Origin of the sequence: Pararhodobacter sp. (genome assembly GCF_034676545.1) — a bacterium.
Taxonomy (GTDB): domain Bacteria; phylum Pseudomonadota; class Alphaproteobacteria; order Rhodobacterales; family Rhodobacteraceae; genus Pararhodobacter.
Genome location: NZ_JAUCBZ010000015.1, coordinates 2802736 through 2820644, shown reverse-complemented (window position 1 = coordinate 2820644; position 17909 = coordinate 2802736). Strand labels below are relative to the sequence as shown.

The window sequence follows — 17909 nt, the reverse complement described above, 5'->3', positions numbered from 1 at the left end:
AAATCGTGTTGCTAAGTCTCTGGTGTCGGGGCTTTGCGTCGCGACATCAGTTTAAACGTGCCAGAGGCGCGCGCAAGCACTGCGCCCGTGTCATCGCGCACTTCACCTTCGGAAAAGTAGATCGACTTGCCACCGCCCACGCGCCGGGCCTCGCAAATCAAATGTGTGCCCTGCAATGGCGACAGATAGCTGATGTTCAGGTTCAGCGTGACCGACGGAAAATAGGTTTCCGTTGCGCTGTCCCAACAGCCCGACGATCCCAGCGCGGAATCGAGGATCGACGCATAGACCCCGCCATGCGGAATGCCGCGCAGGTTCAAATGCTGTGGCCCGATATCAAGCTCGAAGCGTGCGAAACCGTCAGAGCACGCGGTCCGATGGACGCCGAGATGGGCCATGTACCCGGTGCTTCCTTCGATGTTGGGCGGGGCGTTGTCGGGCATAGGTCAAGATCCAAGGCTGAGGGTCTGCGCGGCGCGAAGCAATCGCGGTGCGTAGCAGTCGATGAGGGATTCGGCGGGGGTCAAAAACGCAAATCCACCCACATTCATGGCGTAGATCGACCCGGATTGCGCAGGTTTCACCAAGACGGCGACGCCGTTGATCTCGGTGCGCCATTCGCCGAACGAGGTGCAGAACCCGTAGCGCGCGAAATCGTCGCGCGCGCGTCGAAGGCTCGCTTTCAGGCGTTGTTGTTCCTCCGCATCGGCGACGCGCAGCGCGTCGTCGAGCAGACGATCCTGCCTGTCTTCGGGCAACCCCATCAGATTTGCGCGCCCGATTGCACTGTGGAAAAGCGGCAACTGCGCCCCGATATGGAACACCATGGCCACGGAATTGGGGGTGCGGTGGGTTGCCAGATAGACCATGGATTGGCCGCAGCGCTCGCCCAGCGCCGCCGCGACATGGGGGTTGTCGCCGCGACAGACCTCGGCCAATTCCAGTTGAGCGCGGTCCTTCAATTCCATCCCGGCGATCACCCCATAGCCAAGCGCCAGAACGCCCGGTCCCAGACGATAGGCGCCACCGGGTTCGGCCTGAACCAGATATCCAAGCTTGCACAAGGTATAGGTCAGCCGGGTCACGGTTGCCTTGGGCAGACCGGTGCGCGCCGTAAAGCTATGATTGGAAAGGTAAAGCTCGTTTTCGCGAAAACACCGCAGCAGCGCCAGTCCACGCGACAGCGCCGTGACAAATTTCGGATCGCTGGTGTCGTCCAGCGTGTCTGTCTCGGTTTCGAGGTCAGTCAACGGGGGCTCCGGTGCTTGGGTCGCTGCGCGGCTCGCGGTTTGTTCCGGCCTTCAGAATAGCGTTCTGAAATAGGAAGGCAACGCCCTGCGTGTGCGCGGGCGGATAAAGTTGATCCGGGTCCACGCAGGCGCGACGGTTGCGGGCAGCAGCCGGAGCATCCAAAGACCATACTGGCAATGATGACAGACGCGACCGGCCGCAGGTCACGGATGTTGCCGCAAGCGCCGCGGCGCGCGGGCCTGCTACGCGTGGCTCAATACGCGCGGACTGCCGTGAGTGCCCAGCCCGCAAACTCGGTCATCACCTGCGCGACGGCGGCATCGAACCCGTCCACCAGCGTCGCTGTTTCGCTGGAGGCAACGGGGACGCTGGCGGTAAATGTGCGTGAGGCGACGATCCGCACATCGGATTCGCGCACCACACGCGCGATCAGACGGACCTCGACGGTTGCGGCGTCGCTTTCGGGCGCCAACACGGCGTGAAAATCGACAAGCTCGCTGACGATGGCAAAGTCACCGCTGGCTCCAAGCGGGCGGCGACCGACATAGCGCAAACCCTGCGTGGCATCCAAGGTGCGTAGCATCAAGGTCTGAACCATGACGGGTGTCGGCTCGCTCCACCGAACTTCGGGCAGATATTGCGCTTGCAGGGGGCTTGGGCGGACCATGATGCGATCCGTCGCCAAAGCGCCGCCCGATGTGGGAAGCTCGATCACGACGTCGCGCTGCAGCGCACGATTTTGCCAGACCGGCAATTCGGGCGGCACGCGCAGTTCAAAGACATTCAACGGCGTGGTTGCGTCGCTGATCGCGGAAATCGCGCTGCACCCGGCCAAAAGCGGCAGGCAAACCGCCAGGAGGATGGCTTTGATCGTCGAAACATGGGTCATCTGGGTCTTACCTTCTGAATTCCGGAACGTCTTGGCTCAGGAAAAACCGGGCCGGAGAGCGCGAAATTTGCTGGGTGAGTTGATCAAGGTTTCCGATCAATTCGCGGGTTTCCTGAGCCAGCCGTGTATAGAGCGGCAGGCCGGTTGCGGCAAATTCCTGAACCGCCGGGGACGAGGATGTGACCAGCGTTTGGATTTGGGCAAACGTGTCCGAGGCCGATTGTCCGGCGGCGCGCAGATTGGCGGTGATGTCCGGCAAATCCGCGGAAACCTGACCCACGGCCACGTTCAAGCCCTGCACCGTGGTTTGCAATTCGGTCATCAAGCCCGCGATATCTTCGTTCAGGAAACGATCAGCCCCGACAAAACTGCGTTCGGCGGCGGCCAAGGTCCGCTCGCCCACTTCGAGGGCACTGTTGATGGCGGTCAGGGTCTGGTTGGCGTCGCTGAAGGTGGTGGTAACCTGCGTCAACGTGGTCTCGGCCGCCGAGATAACATCCCCCACGCCCCCGACGGCGGTTGTCAGGGTACTGCCCAGCGTGTCGATTACCGCGCGCGCGTTTTCGACCGCAGCTTGGATGTTGGTCATGGTTGCCGGCAATTCGGTCTGTGTCAGGGCGCTGACCGCCCGGATCACCTCGGTCGTTTCGGCAATGGCGACCCGGGATTCGGCCAGCAGCGGTGCCGCATCGGTTTCGATCAAGCCGTCGATGCGCGTGGCAACCCCGCCGAACGAAGCCACGGTTTCCGCCAGCCCGGCCATCAAGGTGTTGGCCTGCACGAACAACGCCTGCGCTTCGGTCAGGCGTGCGGTGGCGGTTTGGCCGGTGGTGTCGAGGGTGCTCATGAGCGCACCCGCGTCGGTTCTCAGTGCCGCCAGTTGCGCATTCATATCGACCAAGGTGGTTCGGATGGTGGTGGTCACCTGCGTCAGATCCTCGGCGATATAGCGCTCGGCCTCGGCCACGGCGGTTTGCACCGAGCCGATGGCGACGGTGCCATTGTCCACCAGCACGGTGGATTGTGTTGCCAGAACCCGGATCGAACTCGATGGCCTCGTCTGCGGTCCCCAACACGCCGGTCAAACTGGTGGTGACCGTGTCCAGCGTGGTGTTGAACCGGTTGATTTGCTCGGCAAATTGGTCGACGGTTCCGGCCACCCCGGCAAACGTGCGCAGGGTTGAGGCCAGCTCCTCCGAGGCGCTTTCGGCATTCGTCAGGATGTTGTCAATCCGCAGCCGGTTGTCGTCGCTGAGCAGATTGCCGATGCCCTCGACCACGCGCAGCGTCTCGCTCACCAATTCGGGCGCGTCCTCGGACAGTGTTTGCAGCATCGACCGCCCGGCCTCGATAACGGGCACTGCGCCGTCCTCGGGTGCGAGCAACAAAGGCGCGGTTGGTGTGCCGGGGCTGATGCCGACAAACGACACGCCGGTCACACCCTGCGATTTAATGGTTGCAAGGCTGTCCGTGCGAACCGGCGTGTCGGCTGATACCTCGAGTCGCACGGTGATGGTGCCGTCGCCATCCGACGACAGGCGCACATCGACGACCTGACCGACGGGCAGGCCGCTGAACCGCACGTCCGAGGCGTTGCTCAACCCCGAGACCGACGCGAAGCGCACGTCGTAATAGGCGAATTGGCGGTCCAGCTGGACCTGCGCAAACCACAAGAAGAAGCCCAGAATTCCAACGAGCCCGGCAATCGTAAAGAGACCGATAAGAACGTAGTTGGCTTTCGTTTCCACTCAAATGTCCTTCTTGGCGGCAAAGCCATCAGCGTGGTCCAGTGCGGCACGCGCGCGCGGTCCGTGGAAGTAACTATGCACCCAAGGGTGATCGACACTCAGCATTTCGCGCATGGTGCCGGTTACCAGCACTTTGCGCTCGGACAGAACGGCGATTTTGTCGCATATAGCATGAAGCGTATCCAGATCGTGAGTCACCAAAAACACCGTCAGGCCAAGTGAGCGGCTCAGGCCCTTGATCAGCTGATCGAAATCTGCGGCACCAATCGGATCGAGGCCCGCGGTCGGCTCGTCAAGGAACACGATCTCAGGGTCCAGGGCCAGTGCGCGTGCAAGCCCAGCACGTTTGCGCATCCCGCCAGACAATTCGGACGGGTATTTGTCGCCGGCCAGATAGGGCAGGCCCACCATCGAGATCTTCAGATCGGCCAGCGCGCGCGCGGTCGCCGGCGACAGGCCGGGAACGGCGCGCATCGGCACCTCGACGTTTTCGCGCACGGTCAGCGACGAAAACAACGCGCCGTCCTGGAACATCACGCCCCAACGGGCCTCGATGGCTTTGCGCGCATCCTCGCTTGCCGTACTCAGATCGGTGCCCAGCACGGTGATGTGGCCAAGGGCAGGGCGCTGCAACCCGGCAATGGTGCGCAGCAAGACGGATTTCCCCGTGCCCGAGCCACCCACCACACCCAGGATTTCGCCACGGCTGACATCAAGATCCAGATTGTCATGCACGACATGCGTGCCAAACTGATTGCGCAGCCCGCGCACCGAAATCACGGCATCTGAAGGTGTGTCAGACATCATCAAAACCCGATCTGCGCAAAAAAGACCGAGAACGCCGCGTCGGCGACGATCACCGAGAAAATCGCGGCGACGACGGCTTTCGAGGTCATCTGGCCCAGGGATTCGGCGTTGCTCTTGACCTGCATTCCCGAATGGCAACCGATCACACCGATGATCAGCGCGAACACCGGCGCCTTGATCAAACCGGCCAGAAAATGGTTCACATCGGTGCCTTCGACCAGTCGCGTCTGGAACATCGCCGGAGAAATGCCCAACTCGATCCAGGCCATCAGTGCGCCGCCAAACAACCCGGCGAGGTTGGCGATCAACCCCAGAATTGGCAGCATCAGGAGCAGCGCCAGAATCCGCGGCACAAACAGGTTCATCGCCGGATCGAGGCCCAGGGTGCGCATCGCGTCGATCTCTTCGCGCATCTTCATCGAGCCAATGGCGGCGGTGAACGCCGACGCGGTCCGGCCCGCCACGATGATCGAGGTCAGCAGGATGCCGAGTTCCCGCAGAATGGAGACCGCGATGAGGTCGACGACAAACACCTCGGCCCCGAATTGCCGCAGCTGCGACGCTCCTTGAAACGCCAGCACCACGCCGATCAGAAACGCCATGAGCGCGACAATCGGCACCGCTTTCAGCCCGACTTCCTGACAATGGTGCACCAGCGACGTCAGCCGGAATTCACGCGGATGGCGCAGCGCGCGGGCAAGGCGCGACAGAAACATGCCGAAAAAACCGATCAGGTTCAGGATCAACCCGACGCCGCCGACCACGGCTTTGCCCACAATCGCCACCCGATCAGCAAGCGTTCTGCGCGGTTCAACGACGGGTTCAGGGCTTGGCATCGCCCGCTCAACGCCCTCCAGCAGACTTTGCGTTTCCGCAGAAAGCCCCGAAATCTCGAATCTGTCCCCGCCGCCTTCGATTCTGGCCTTCAGGCCGATCATCAACCACGCCCCGGCCGTATCCAGCCGCGTGACATGCTGCATATCCACGATAACGGCATGACCTTGCGGCAGATTTGCAAACCGGGGTTCGATCGCGCTGATCGTATAAATCGTCACCGGCCCGCTGATTGCCACCGACGTGGAACCAGCCTCGGTGACGATTGCAATCTCGGGGTCAAGGCTTGACAGCACTGTCACGGGCTCCATTCCAGCGCAGAATCGTTTGAGGACAAGCTGCACACGCCGTAGACCAGAGGTGTTGTGCAAAGTAAAGCAAATGGCTCTCTGGCGGTCTTTGATACGCTGATTTTTGGGCAATTCCCCTGACAGCGAGGGGCTGCGGACGTAGCGTTTCCTCGACAAGATGGATGAGGTGAGTCCGATAAAAAGGGAGAAACACCGAGGCGCAGAGTCCCGCGATCCGGCGGGAGGCTGAAGGCGGTGTGCTGGTGGTCGATCTGTTCCGTGAGCATGGCATGGGCGGCGCGTCGTCGTACAAGTGGCGTTGGAAAAACCGCGGGATGGATGCGTCGATGGTCAGTCAGATGCAGGCGACGGAGTGACGCGCAATCGCCATGGGTCCGCGTGCCGCGCCGAACGAGAACTGGCGCCTGACGCGGATGTTTGCGGCCCTCAGCACGCCGGCCGATCTGCGGAACCGCGAAGGTGGCGGACACCGGTGCGATTGAGCCAGAGCAGGCCCTTGGAAAAGAGTGACGCGGCCGTCTCGGCGTTGCGGGATGGCCGAAAGGGCGGTGTCACGTCATTGGGTCAGCGTTACGCTGACCTGCCGGGCCTTCGGGCTCAGCAAGATGGTTAACGCGGTGAACGCCGATCTGCTGATCAGGCTAACCAAGCCTTGCACGACCTGGGCTTCGGCGTGTGTTTCCTGCATTTGCACACCGTGAGGGGTCATCCCTGAAGCCACCCGCATGTCCATGGTCGCCTGTTGTTCAACACATCACCCTCCGGTAAAGCCGGGGCGGTTCACGCAATGACGCTGGACTTGGAGCAACGATCGTCCCAACACGGGAATCGGCGGCATCACACCCGCCCAGAAACTGAAAAATTGCCGCGTTGGTTCTCTGAATGCACCCCGATAAAAGGGGGGAGATTGCCAATCCACGATGGCTCGTTCCCAACGCGCAAGCGTCCATCTGAAATTCCGCCTGACGATCCTTGCCAGTACGCATGCAATCCCGTGACGTTCAATCGACCCACCCGAGGGAATTTCCGGCCAACACCGTTAGCCCCTTGCACCCCGCCCCCCACCCGCGTTATGGCTTCGCCAACGGAGCGGTGGCCGAGTGGTCGAAGGCGCACGCCTGGAAAGTGTGTAGGCGGGGAACCGTCTCGAGGGTTCGAATCCCTCTCGCTCCGCCACTTGCCCCCGCGAAAGCGTTCTCCCGATCCGGCTGCGGTCAGAATTTCTCTTTGTTTTCAAGGGTTATGCGAAGCGGGCTGTTCACCTGTCTAGGCGTCAGGAAGCTTGGAAGCGTTCTCTCGGGGCCGATATTCTCCGGACCTGTTGCCTGTGCCATTTCGGTGAATAGCTTGTAAGCCGCCGGTTTTTAATGTATTTTTCGGTTTGGAAATCTGAGTTGGATGGGGGTCGCGACTGGGTCTGTTGCGCCGCAAATCGGAAACCTGAGCGTCTCGAAGCGCCTCATCCCTCGGCGACCACTTTCGTTTCACCGATCTCGAATTCAGAAGCGCCGTCGCCTAGCCAGGCAGCGAGAAGATTGGCAGCCACTTCAACCTGTTGCGGTTTCCTGACCGCACATTCCCAGACCGTCGAAACGCGCCATCCGGCCGCGAGCAGTGCGCCGCGCACGGCACTGTCCCGCGCCACATTCGCCTCGAACTTCGTCTGCCAGAACTCCGGTCGAGTGGACGGGATCGTCGTGAAGCGACACTCCGCATGGCGGTGCCAGAAGCAGCCGTGCACAAAGACGACCGCGTTGTGCTTCGGGAAAACGAGGTCTGGCCGCCCAAGAACGTCGGTGGCATGTAACCGATAACGGAAGCCGCGGGCATGTATCGCCCGGCGGAGCGCCAGTTCGGGCCTGGTATTTTTGCCTTTGATCCCGGACATCATGCGGGACCGGGTCTGCTGGTCTACGATATCGATCACTTGCCTCCTGGCGTTCAATCCTGAACCTAGTATACACCGGACGAATGCAATTCGTCAGGAGCCTGATTTGCCTGCCACTTTCGGCATCGTTGATCTTTTTGCCGGTCCCGGCGGGCTGGGCGAGGGGTTTGCCTCTTTCGCGCTCGACGGGCATCGCCCCTTCCACATCGGCATTTCGGTCGAGAAGGAGTCATCAGCCCATCAGACCCTGACCCTTCGCGCGTTCCTGCGGGAATATCGCGCGAAGCACGGCGAACTTCCGCAGCCGTTCATCGACTTCCACGCCGGTCTGATCGCCGAGCCAGACTGGGCCACGGTGGATGCCGAAACCTGGCGGATTGCGACCGAAGAGGCGCGCTGCCTCGAGCTTGGCACCGAAGCCGCCAGAACTGCCACAGACGAAGCGATCGCGCGGTTGCGCCGGGGCTTTGATGAAACAATCCTGATCGGAGGCCCACCCTGTCAGGCCTATTCACTTGTCGGAAGAGCCAGGTCCAGGGGCAAGCAGGGCTACGTGCCGGAGGACGATGCGAGGCACTATCTGTTTCGCGAGTACATCAGCGTGCTGGATCGCTTGCGCCCGGCCGCTTTCGTGATGGAAAACGTCAAGGGAATGCTCTCTTCGACGGTCGAGAGCCGCCTTGTTTTCGAGTTGCTGATGGAAGACCTGTCCTCGCTCGGCACCGGCGGCGTGCACCTTTACGAACTCAGGGCAATCCGGGTGGAAGATGGCAAGGCCAGCCTTCAGGAAGCCACCCGGCCTTCGGACTTTATCGTGCGGACCGAGGATTTTGGCGTACCGCAGCGCCGGCATCGGGTGATCATTGTCGGAATCCGGTCAGACCTTGCCGCAGATGCATCCGGAACGAGCATCGTCGTTGCCGGTCCAAAGCGAACCGTGGCCGACGCGATTGGTGGGCTTTCCTCGCTGCGAAGTGGCCTCAGCCGTGGGGATGACAGCGCCGGTGCCTGGCGAAGTACCGTGATCGATGCGGCGAAACTCATGGCCGGGATGTATCGGACCAAGGACGATGTTTCCCTGCGAGATGCCTTCTCGACGATTGCCAGGCGACTCCGAGCCGGAGCGCCACCCTCGCGCATGTCAGCGGCTCTTCCGGACGGATACGGCGCCGCGAATGACGATCTGCTGCGCTGGCTCGAGCGGCCCGAATTGCGCGCCATCGCCCAGCACGAGACAAGAGGACATATGGCTGTAGATCTCCACGCAGAAGTGAGCCGGATAGACGGATAATTTCCACTGAGATTTGAGCCATGTGACCCTTCCCCCAGCGCGATGCGCAACGGGGAGCAGCGGAGTGATACACATGGGACTTTTGAACATTATTCGACGGATGTCTTTGCGGGAGAAGCTATCGATCCGTGAGATTGCGCGTCGCACTGGATTGTCGCGCAATACGATTACAAAATATCTGAATGCGGGCACGATCGAGCCGCAGTTCGCGACACCGGAGCGGCAAAGCAAGCTCGATCCGTTCGCCGAGAAGCTTGCCGGTTGGCTGAAGACGGAGGCGGCCAAGTCGCGCAAGCAGCGGCGAACGCTGAAGCAGCTGCATGCCGATCTGGTGGTGCTTGGCTTTGATGGGTCTTACGGTCGGGTCGCGGCTTTTGCGCGTGACTGGCGGGCAGATCGGCAGCGAGAGCAGCAGGCAACAGGGCGCGGCATCTTCGTGCCGCTGTCGTTTCGTCCGGGCGAGGCATTCCAGTTTGACTGGAGCGAGGATTTTGCCGTTTTGGGCGGCGAGCGCGTCAAGCTACAAGTCGCCCATATCAAGCTGTCGTATAGCCGGGCCTTTCTGGTTCGGGCGTATCTGCTGCAAACGCACGAGATGCTGTTCGACGCTCACTGCCACGGGTTCCGGGTCTTCGGCGGCGTTCCAGGGCGTGGAATTTACGACAATATGCGCACCGCTGTTGACCGCGTCGGTCGTGGGAAGGAGCGGCAGGTCAACATGCGCTTCCTCGCAATGGCCAACCATTACGTGTTCGAGCCAGCGTTCTGCAATCCTGCCGCCGGCTGGGAGAAGGGGCAGATCGAGAAGAATGTGCAGGATGCCAGGCACCGTCTGTGGCAACCCATGCCGGACTTCCCCGATCTCGCGGCCCTGAATGATTGGCTGGAACAGCGCTGTGTGGCGTTGTGGAATGAGATTCCTCATGCAGCACTGCCGGGGAATGTTGCTGACGTCTGGGCCGCAGAACACCCCGTGCTGATGCCATTGCCGCCCGCCTTCGATGGCTTTGTCGAGCATAGCAAACGGGTGTCCCCGACCTGCCTAATCAGCTTCGAGCGCAACCGCTACAGTGTTCCAGCGTCGTTTGCGAACCGGCCTGTGAGCTTGCGGGTTTATCCAGAGCGTTTGGTGGTCGCTGCCGAGGGTCAGATCCTGTGCGAGCATGTGCGGGTGATTGAGCGCAGCCACCAACTCCCGCCACGCACGATTTACGATTGGCGCCATTATCTGGCCGTCCTTCAGCGTAAGCCGGGTGCGCTCAGGAACGGCGCGCCCTTCGTGGAATTCCCTCCGGCCTTCAAGCGGCTGCAAGACCTTATGTTGCGCAAGCCTGGCGGTGACAGAGAGATGGTTGATATCTTGGCGCTGGTTCTGCATCACGACGAACAGGCCGTGCTCGTCGCCGTGGAAATGGCCTTGGCTGAGGGCGTGGCAACCAAAACTCACGTTCTGAACCTTCTGCACCGTCTTATTGACGGAAAGACGATTGGTGGGCCGGACATCGAAACACCACAGGCACTGGCTTTGCGCAGTGAGCCAAAGGCGAATGTCGAACGCTATGACGGCCTGCGGGCCCGGACCGCCGGAGGCCGCCATGCGTCATGATCCCGCCAGCGGTGCCATCATCATCATGCTGCGCAGTTTGAAGATGCATGGCATGGCCCAAGCCGTCACCGACCTCATGGAACAAGGCGCACCAGCCTTTGATGCTGCGGTGCCGATGCTCGCTCAATTGCTGAAGGCCGAAGTGGCCGAGCGGGAGGTCCGGTCCATTGCCTATCACATGAAGGCCGCTCGCTTCCCGGCTTACAAGGATCTGACCGCCTTCGACTTCGCGGCCAGTGAGATCAATGAGGCCACGGTGCGCCAACTTCATCGGGGCGAGTTCATGGACGGTGCCCAGAACGTTGTGCTGATCGGGGGCCCTGGGACTGGCAAAACGCATGTCGCGACAGCCCTTGGCGTGCAGGCTGTCGAGCATCACCGCCGCAAGGTTCGCTTCTTCTCGACCATCGAGCTCGTCAATACGCTCGAACAGGAGAAGGCCAAAGGCAAAGCCGGACAGCTTGCCGAAAGCCTCGTCTGAACCGCCCCGGGTTTACCGGAGGGCAAAACTCTCGGAGAATTGCCCGTTATGGAACATGCACAAAAGAAGAAGACTTCGAAGCCGTATTCACCCGAGTTCCGCGAACGCGCGGTGCGGCTGGCGATGGAACACCGCGATGATTATCAAAGCGAAGCTGCAGCGCTGACAGCGATCGCGGGCAAATTGGGCTGTTCGCCGGACAGTCTTCGCGTTTGGATGCGACAGGTCCAGCGCGATGGCGGCGAGCGGCCGGGACCTACCGGCGTCGAGATTGCGCGGATCAAAGAGCTTGAACGCGAGAACCGGGAATTGCGGCAGGCGAACGAGATCCTGCGCAAAGCTTCAGCGTATTTTGCCCAGGCGGAGCTCGACCGCCCGTTTCGCAAATAATTGATTTCATTGAGGAAAGCCGAGAGGCATTCGGGGTCGAGCCGATCTGCAGGGCGCTGCAGTTTGCCCCATCCACCTATTATGACCGACGTGCCATTGCACGTGATCCTGACCGGGCTTCAGCCCGGGCCAAGTCTGATGCCGCCTTGAGCCTCAAGATCGATGCGGCCTGGGATGCGAACCGCAAACTCTATGGCGCGCGGAAAGTCTGGCATGTCTTGCGACGGCAGGGTGAATACGCTGCCAGATGCACGGTGGAGCGGCTGATGCGCCGTCTGGGCCTCAGGGGCGTGGTTCGCGGCAAAAAGGTCATCACAACCAACCCTGACGCATCGCTGCCATGCCCCGATGACAAGGTGAACCGTCTCTTCATGGCAGATCGGCCGAACAAGCTGTGGGTTTCAGACTTCACTTACGTGCCCACATGGTCGGGGACGGTCTATGTTGCCTTCGTGATTGATGTATTTGCCCGACGGATCGTGGGGTGGCGCACCTCAACTTCGATGAAGACGCAGTTCGTGCTCGATGCGCTGGATCAAGCAATCTGGCAAAGAAAGACTCCAGATAACAAGAGCTTGGTGCATCACTCGGATCGAGGATCCCAATATCTGTCGATCAAATACACCGAACGCCTAGCCGAGGCGGAGATCGATCTCTCTGTCGGGACAGTCGGTGACGCCTATGACAACGCACTGGCCGAGTGCGTCATCGGCCTCTTCAAAACGGAGGTAATCAACCAGATCGGGCCTTGGAAATCAATGCGCGAGGTTGAATGGGAAACCCTGAAATGGGTCGATTGGTATAACAACCGCCGCCTACTCGGCCCTATCGGATACATCCCGCCCGCAGAAGCAGAGGAGGCGTTCTATGCAAACCTGAACACACTCGATATGGTCGCCTAGTCGTTGAACAAATCACCCTCCGGTAAACCCGGGGCGGTTCACTCAGCCTGCGCCATCCATGTCTCCCCTGCCAGAAAGCACAGGTCATAGAGTCTGACCGCCGATGCCTCGCGGCCGCAGGTCAGGCGTTTGAGCACCTCCGGTGCCAGATAGGCGAGGCACAGCTGGCGGCTGACATGGCGCTCGGCCAGACCGACGGCCTCGGCCAATTCCTGTATCGTGGCGAACTCACCTCCTTCCATCCGCTGCCGCCAGCCCCATACCCGGCCGATGGCGCGCAAGATGTACAGATCCTGCGTCTGATCCTCGTTCGGGCTGTAATCGGCGGGCGGCATGATTTTGGGCCGCCCGTTCTTCTTGCGCAGGTCAGAGACGGTCCAGTTGGAAGCGCACTTCCTCCGGAACTTACCGGCGGCGTGCCGCCGGCGTTGAGGCGGTGGCTCTGGACGCGTCGATGCCACTAAGTTGCGCCGTCTGTCGCGCAAAACGGGTCGGTGGTGTTTATGCCTGCTATGGCGGAATCCCTGAAATGTCACGAGGTTCAGGCAAAGCGTGAGCGGCAGGCTGCTGGCTATTCGGCGCATTTCCCCGGACGGCACTGATCATTTGGTGGCGCCTGGCTGACCGGGCGCTCAATCCCAGCGCACGGCCACCGACAATGGCCCGCGAAACGCCCAGCCGCCAAACCGAGCCGGGGCGACGGGATCAAGGCGCAAACGCGGCAATCGCTCGAATATCAAGGGCAGGGCAACCTCGGCGATCAAGGCGCGGGCGGCCCAGGCGCCTGCGCAGAAATGCGGACCCGCGCCAAAGGGAATGGCTTTGCGGCGGTCGCGGTGGATGTCGTAGACCTCGGGCCGCTCGAAGACCGACTCGTCATGGTTGGCAGAGCCGAACATCAAGAACGCCATATCGCCCGGTTCCAGTGTCACACCGCGCAGCACATGGGTCTGCGCGATGCGGCGCGGAGACATGCCGATGGGGGAATTCCAACGGGCGTATTCCTCGAAAGCGGCCAACCAGGTGGCCTCGCCGTTGCGGATCGCGGCCAGCGCCTGCGGATGGCTCAGCAACGCCCAGACGGTGCCGGCAATCGCGTCGCGTGGCTCATTCTGCCCACCCGAGATCGCCAGTTTGATATTGGCGCGTACCGAGGCGTCGGGCATCCCGGCGCGGCGCTGCACCGACAGCAGTGAGTGGTCGGGATTGGCGTCGATTTCGGGGATGCGTGCGTCGATATGGCGGTCGATGGAGGCGGTGCAATCGTGGCAACGGGCCTCGACGGCCGGGTCGCCCGCGTAATTGGCGCAGCCGTCGATCATACCCTGGCTCACGCGGTCCATCTCGGCGGCGTCCATCGTGGTCAGGCCGGTGATCGCCTTGAGCGCCTCGGCGGACAGGGGCATCGCGAAGTCGCGGACCAGATCGGCATGGCCTTTGGTCTCGATCCCATCAAGAATGCGCAGGGCGTGCGTGCGAAACTGCTCCAGCCACACGGACTTGACGGTGCGCGGCGAGACCGAGGGAAAAATCGCCTCGCGTTCCGCTTTATGCGCGTCCCCGTCCTTGCGCATCATGTTCTGGCCCATCAGGCGGGTCATCAGGCCGCCCGGTTGATCGGAGGAAAATACCGCGATGTTTTTTTCATTCTCCCAGACGTCATCGCGGCGGGTCAGCAGTACGGCGCCCAGTTGCGGCACATAGGCAACCGGCGCGGTCGCACGCAACGTCGCAAGTGTTGGGTAGGGATCATGCCAGAAGGCGTTGCGGTCAATGTTGACGATGGGCGCATTGAAGGCCATGGGCGCGCGTGCTCCGTTCCGGGTTTGCACCAACGTAACAGGTCATGCCCTGAAGCCAATGCAAAAGGGCCGCCCCGCAGGACGGCCCATTCACCAATCATACGGAATCAATCCGCGCCGCGCACGTCGAACTTGGCATCCGGCGATGGGTGGAACAGCTTTTGCACCAGATAGACCGCAACCGCACCCGCAATGCCCAGCATGTCGGTCACCAAGCCGCCCTCGATCATCAGGAGTGCCGTGAGAAGCAGCGCGACCCGCAGATACCAGGCGGTGCGCGCGCCCATGAACCAGCCCTGCACGCCCGAGGACAACAGGAACACGCCAAAGGTTGCCGTCAGGGCCGCGCGGGTGACTTCAAGCCCGGTGCCATCCATCAACAAGGCACCGTTGTAGAAGAACATGAACGGCACGATGAAAGCGGCAAGGCCGAACTTGAACGAGGTGACCGAGGTGGCCATCGGGTTCGCGCCCGAAATCCCGGCCGCCGCATAGCTGGCCAGCGCCACCGGCGGGGTGATCGCCGAGAGAACCGCGTAGTAGAACACAAAGAAATGCGCGGTCAGCAGTGGGATGCCCAGTTGCACGAGGCCCGGTGCGACGACCGAGGCCGCCACCGCATAGGCCGCCGTGGTCGGCATCCCCATCCCCAGCAGGATCGCGATACACATGGCGAAGAACAGCGCCAGGAATTGCGAGGCGGCGGCGATGTCCAGCAGCAGCGACGAGAAGCGCGCGCCAACCCCGGTCAGCGAGATGACGCCAACGATGATACCCGCACAGGCACAGACTGCGATGATCTGGATCGACATGATCCCGGCGATCTCGAACGCCTTGACGATTGACGACAGCCCCATGCGGTAGGGCGTCAACCAGCTGACAACGGCTGCCGAAGCCGTTGCCAAAGTGCCTGCCCGGATCACCGAATAGCCCATGAACAAGGCGGCGATCAGGATGATGATCGGCAAGAACAAGAAGACGCGCCGCACCATGTCCTTGAACTTGGGCAACTCGTCCTCGCGCATCCCGCGCATGCCCAGTTTCGCAGCCTCCAGATCGACCATGAAATAGACTGACACGAAATACAGCACCGCCGGAATGATCGCCGCGACGGCGATGTCGGTGTAGGGAATGCCGGTGATCTCGGCCATGATGAAGGCACCGGCCCCCATGATCGGCGGCATGATCTGGCCACCCGTCGAGGCTGCGGCCTCGACGGCGCCGGCGGTCTGTTTGCTGTAGCCCACCTTTTTCATCAACGGGATGGTCAAGGACCCGGTGGCCACCACGTTCCCCGCAGAGGTGCCGTTGATCATGCCCATCAGGCCCGAGGCAAAGATCGCCACCTTGGCCGGGCCACCGCGTGCGCGCCCGGCGGCGGCAAAGGCGAAGTTGACGAAATAATCGCCGACTTTGGACGCCTGGAGGAAGGCCGCGAAGATGATGAACAGGATGATATAGGTCGAGGACACCGCCGTTGTGGCGCCCAGGATACCGGTGTCGGTATAAAGGAACCCGAAGAAGCGCTGCCATGTATAGGGCGTCTGCACGGCCAGGATGCCGGGCAGCAGATGCGCGGTGAAGGTATAGACCAGGAACACGCCGGTGATGATGACCAACGCCATACCCGCCACGCGGCGCGTCAATTCGATGATCAGCGCCGAGCCTGCCGTGGCCGCGAAGGCCACGCCAATCGGCACGAAGGGCGTGCCGACCGAGTTGCGCGCGGCGGTGCCGTAGATGGTGATCAGATAGACCGCCACCACGATGGCGCAGAAGGCCATGACCATATCGGACATCGCCAGCCGGTCGCGCGGCCAGCTCCTCGAACCAGCCGAGCACGATGGCGCCGAACGTGGCAATCAACAGCGGGATGCCGTACCAGGTGATCTCGAGCCCATGGATCTCGGTGCCGGGGAAGGCGGGCCAGGTGGTCAGGCCGCTCATCACCGGCATTTCCCCCGAACTGATGCGCAGCGCAAAGCCGACCGCGGTGGCCAGAGCAATCGCCGCCGGGATCAACAGCGCGAGCGCCGCGTAGCCGATGACCTTTGTATCGCGCGCGGGTTTGTCGTCGCGGAACAGGCGCGGCGAAAACAGGATGAACCCCAGGATCAACGCGCCCGCGATATGGACGATGCGAAAATTCCAGGTTTCCATCGGCAGCGAAGGCAGAAAGGGCAGGTCGATACCCGTCCAACGCTGGATCGACAGGCCATTCAGCGCGGCGATGTGAAAGAACGAATATATCGCGGCGATGGTCGCAAGAACCAATCCGCGCCAACCATCCAGCAGGCGTCGGTTCTTTTCTACCGGTTCTTCGTCGACACCGTCTGCCAGCACGGGCCCTTGCGGAAAGTCGTCATCAGGTGCTGCGCTTTGGTCTGCGGCGCGCGGATTGATCTGGTCGCTCATGGTTGTGTCCCCCTGCGCGCGTGGCGGCTTGTGCGCCCGTCGCGTTTTTCCCAGTGTTTGGGTGCAGTAACTTCGGCCCGGTCAGGCGCTCACAGCTGCTGCGAAAAACCCCGCCCGAGGATTAGCGCGGGCGGGGTCAAAGCCTCTTTGGCGGATCAGCCGCCGTGGATCATGGCAGGGTCGATGGTGGCCCCGGCATGCTCGGTGAACCAACGGGCGGCGCCGGGGTGCCACATCATCACGGTGTTCTTGTCCCAGTTTTCCGGCAGCGTTTCGCGCGACGCGGCGTGGATGCCCATCATGCGCTCATGGTCAGACATGACGACATCGACGACCGCATAGACGAAGCTTTCCGGCAGGTCGCAATTGGCGATGGCAAAGTTCCACATGGCCACCGACCGGGCATCATGATCCAGCGAGCTGTAAACTCCGGCGTTGATCGAATAGGCCGAGACCGGGAAAGCCGCGATGATGGCTGCCTGCTCTTCCTCGGTGAACTCGATGATGTTGATCGCGGTTTGCACTTCAAGCTGCGATACGGTCGGAATCGGAATGCCGGCGGCAAAGGCGATCACGTCCAGCAAGCCGTCCTGCAACTGGCCGCCCAGATCGTCCCAGCCGCCATTGCGGCGATCAAAGGTAACGCCCAGCGTTTCCATCATCGCCGGGAAATAGGTGTCCGAGCTGGACCCGGCCGGGCCGAAGCCAATGCGCGCACCAGCGGGGATCTCGGAGATCGAGGTGATGCCCGACGAACCCAGCGCGGTCACGCTGAACGGGGTCTGGTACATCGGGAACATCGCGCAGGCGTTGGTCATTTGCAGGCCGGGGGCAATCGGGTTGGTGCCTTCCAGCGATTCACGGGCCGGCCCCATCGTGGTCATGCCGAACTGCGCTTCGCCGGTGTGCACCAGCGCCATGTTCTGCATCGGTCCGCCGGTGACTTCGGCGCCGCCCGAGATGCCGAGCTGATCGGCCACAAGGTTTGCCCAGCCCGACCCATAGGCAAAGAAGGTGCCGCCTTGTGATGCGGTGCCGACGGTAAAGCTTGTGGGCCAATCGCTGCGGTCAACCGCGCCGTGGCTTTCGGCAAAGACGGCGGTGGTGGTGAGGGCTGTGGTCAGGGCCAGCGCAGTCAGCTTGGTCATGGTCATGGGTATCTTTCCTCCGTTGGTGCCAGAATGTCTGGCTGTTTTTTTATCGGACAAAGCCTCCACTTTGCCCGAGGCCCTGAGCCGGGCCATGCACCACGCAGTGGAGCCGGATGCGGACCAGTTTGCAAGATACAGTTTCG

At 61.7% G+C, this 17909-nt stretch carries 14 protein-coding genes, 1 tRNA gene, 4 pseudogenes and 1 other annotated feature; of the genes and pseudogenes, 6 read left to right on the top strand and 13 right to left on the bottom strand.

Going from position 1 to position 17909, the window contains the following annotated elements; all coding sequences use genetic code 11:
• Positions 1-11 precede the first annotated feature (11 nt).
• The 7 genes and pseudogenes from VDQ28_RS17275 to VDQ28_RS17245 form a co-directional block, all read right to left on the bottom strand.
• Positions 12-443 (bottom strand): PaaI family thioesterase, encoded by a 432-nt coding sequence (locus VDQ28_RS17275; RefSeq protein ID WP_323037104.1) that lies wholly within the window; start codon positions 441-443, stop codon positions 12-14.
• Positions 444-446: 3 nt separating this feature from the next.
• Entirely contained in the window at positions 447-1250 is an 804-nt protein-coding gene (locus VDQ28_RS17270; protein ID WP_323037103.1) for an IclR family transcriptional regulator, read from the bottom strand.
• Between the two features lie 254 nt (positions 1251-1504).
• Positions 1505-2140, bottom strand: coding sequence for an ABC-type transport auxiliary lipoprotein family protein (locus VDQ28_RS17265; RefSeq protein WP_323037102.1), 636 nt, complete (start codon positions 2138-2140; stop codon positions 1505-1507).
• 7 nt (positions 2141-2147) lie between these two features.
• Positions 2148-3155 carry a hypothetical protein gene (locus tag VDQ28_RS17260; protein ID WP_323038190.1) on the bottom strand — a complete coding sequence of 336 codons (1008 nt, stop codon included), beginning with the start codon at positions 3153-3155 and terminating at the stop codon, positions 2148-2150.
• Between the two features lie 448 nt (positions 3156-3603).
• Positions 3604-3723, bottom strand: a pseudogene (locus VDQ28_RS17255) (MlaD family protein); the annotation flags it as partial.
• 165 nt (positions 3724-3888) lie between these two features.
• Positions 3889-4692, bottom strand: a complete 804-nt coding sequence (locus VDQ28_RS17250; RefSeq protein WP_323037101.1) for an ABC transporter ATP-binding protein — start codon at positions 4690-4692, stop codon at positions 3889-3891.
• Positions 4693-4694: 2 nt separating this feature from the next.
• On the bottom strand, positions 4695-5831 hold the full coding sequence (locus VDQ28_RS17245; protein WP_416349399.1) for an ABC transporter permease: 1137 nt from the start codon (positions 5829-5831) through the stop codon (positions 4695-4697).
• A gap of 221 nt (positions 5832-6052) precedes the next feature.
• On the opposite strand from VDQ28_RS17245, the pseudogene VDQ28_RS22655 reads away from it, so the two are divergent.
• Positions 6053-6430, top strand: a pseudogene (locus VDQ28_RS22655) (hypothetical protein); the annotation flags it as partial.
• Here the strand turns inward: VDQ28_RS22655 and VDQ28_RS17240 are convergent.
• Positions 6397-6573, bottom strand: coding sequence for a hypothetical protein (locus VDQ28_RS17240; RefSeq protein WP_323037099.1), 177 nt, complete (start codon positions 6571-6573; stop codon positions 6397-6399). The pseudogene VDQ28_RS22655 and the gene VDQ28_RS17240 overlap by 34 nt on opposite strands.
• 353 nt (positions 6574-6926) lie before the next feature.
• On the opposite strand from VDQ28_RS17240, the gene VDQ28_RS17235 reads away from it, so the two are divergent.
• A tRNA-Ser gene (locus VDQ28_RS17235) sits at positions 6927-7016 on the top strand.
• Positions 7017-7299: 283 nt separating this feature from the next.
• Here the strand turns inward: VDQ28_RS17235 and VDQ28_RS17230 are convergent.
• Positions 7300-7767, bottom strand: a complete 468-nt coding sequence (locus VDQ28_RS17230; RefSeq protein WP_323037098.1) for a very short patch repair endonuclease — start codon at positions 7765-7767, stop codon at positions 7300-7302.
• Positions 7768-7834: 67 nt separating this feature from the next.
• Between VDQ28_RS17230 and VDQ28_RS17225 the strand changes: the two genes are divergently transcribed.
• The 4 genes and pseudogenes from VDQ28_RS17225 to VDQ28_RS17210 all read left to right on the top strand — a co-directional run bounded on the left by VDQ28_RS17225 (position 7835) and on the right by VDQ28_RS17210 (position 12398).
• A complete protein-coding gene (locus tag VDQ28_RS17225; protein WP_323037097.1) occupies positions 7835-9019 on the top strand; it encodes a DNA cytosine methyltransferase in 1185 nt (394 codons plus the stop codon).
• A 73-nt stretch (positions 9020-9092) separates the two neighbouring features.
• Positions 9093-10625, top strand: a complete 1533-nt coding sequence (istA, locus tag VDQ28_RS17220) for an IS21 family transposase (protein WP_323034837.1) — start codon at positions 9093-9095, stop codon at positions 10623-10625.
• Positions 10615-11103: pseudogene (locus VDQ28_RS17215) on the top strand (ATP-binding protein); the annotation flags it as partial. The gene istA and the pseudogene VDQ28_RS17215, both read left to right, overlap by 11 nt.
• Positions 11104-11154: 51 nt before the next feature.
• Positions 11155-12398, top strand: a protein-coding gene (locus tag VDQ28_RS17210; RefSeq protein ID WP_416349375.1) for an IS3 family transposase whose coding sequence is annotated in 2 segments (ribosomal slippage) — positions 11155-11458 and positions 11458-12398 — 1245 coding nt in all. Because the reading frame shifts where the segments join, the coding sequence is not laid out codon by codon here.
• Positions 11451-11567, top strand: a sequence feature (AL1L pseudoknot). Its footprint overlaps the gene before it by 117 nt.
• A gap of 38 nt (positions 12399-12436) precedes the next feature.
• Here the strand turns inward: VDQ28_RS17210 and VDQ28_RS17205 are convergent.
• The 4 genes and pseudogenes from VDQ28_RS17205 to VDQ28_RS17190 form a co-directional block, all read right to left on the bottom strand.
• Complete coding sequence (locus VDQ28_RS17205; RefSeq protein ID WP_323037096.1) at positions 12437-12733, bottom strand: hypothetical protein; 297 nt, start codon at positions 12731-12733, stop codon at positions 12437-12439.
• A 297-nt stretch (positions 12734-13030) separates the two neighbouring features.
• Positions 13031-14200: a cytochrome P450 gene (locus tag VDQ28_RS17200; protein WP_323037095.1), complete on the bottom strand. Its 1170-nt coding sequence runs from the start codon at positions 14198-14200 to the stop codon at positions 13031-13033.
• Positions 14201-14307: 107 nt separating this feature from the next.
• Positions 14308-16615 (bottom strand): annotated as a pseudogene (locus tag VDQ28_RS17195) (TRAP transporter permease).
• A 155-nt stretch (positions 16616-16770) separates the two neighbouring features.
• A complete protein-coding gene (locus VDQ28_RS17190; RefSeq protein ID WP_323037094.1) occupies positions 16771-17769 on the bottom strand; it encodes a TAXI family TRAP transporter solute-binding subunit in 999 nt (332 codons plus the stop codon).
• Positions 17770-17909 lie beyond the last annotated feature (140 nt).

What these genes read in the sequence shown, in the direction of transcription:
- VDQ28_RS17275 (WP_323037104.1), bottom strand. Translation starts at nt 443, where the DNA reads ATGCCCGACAACGCCCCGCCCAACATCGAAGGAAGCACCGGGTACATG.
- VDQ28_RS17265 (WP_323037102.1), bottom strand. Translation starts at nt 2,140, where the DNA reads ATGACCCATGTTTCGACGATCAAAGCCATCCTCCTGGCGGTTTGCCTG.
- VDQ28_RS17250 (WP_323037101.1), bottom strand. Translation starts at nt 4,692, where the DNA reads ATGTCTGACACACCTTCAGATGCCGTGATTTCGGTGCGCGGGCTGCGC.
- VDQ28_RS17240 (WP_323037099.1), bottom strand. Translation starts at nt 6,573, where the DNA reads ATGGACATGCGGGTGGCTTCAGGGATGACCCCTCACGGTGTGCAAATG.
- istA (WP_323034837.1), top strand. Translation starts at nt 9,093, where the DNA reads ATGGGACTTTTGAACATTATTCGACGGATGTCTTTGCGGGAGAAGCTA.
- VDQ28_RS17205 (WP_323037096.1), bottom strand. Translation starts at nt 12,733, where the DNA reads ATGCCGCCCGCCGATTACAGCCCGAACGAGGATCAGACGCAGGATCTG.
- VDQ28_RS17200 (WP_323037095.1), bottom strand. Translation starts at nt 14,200, where the DNA reads ATGGCCTTCAATGCGCCCATCGTCAACATTGACCGCAACGCCTTCTGG.
- VDQ28_RS17190 (WP_323037094.1), bottom strand. Translation starts at nt 17,769, where the DNA reads ATGACCATGACCAAGCTGACTGCGCTGGCCCTGACCACAGCCCTCACC.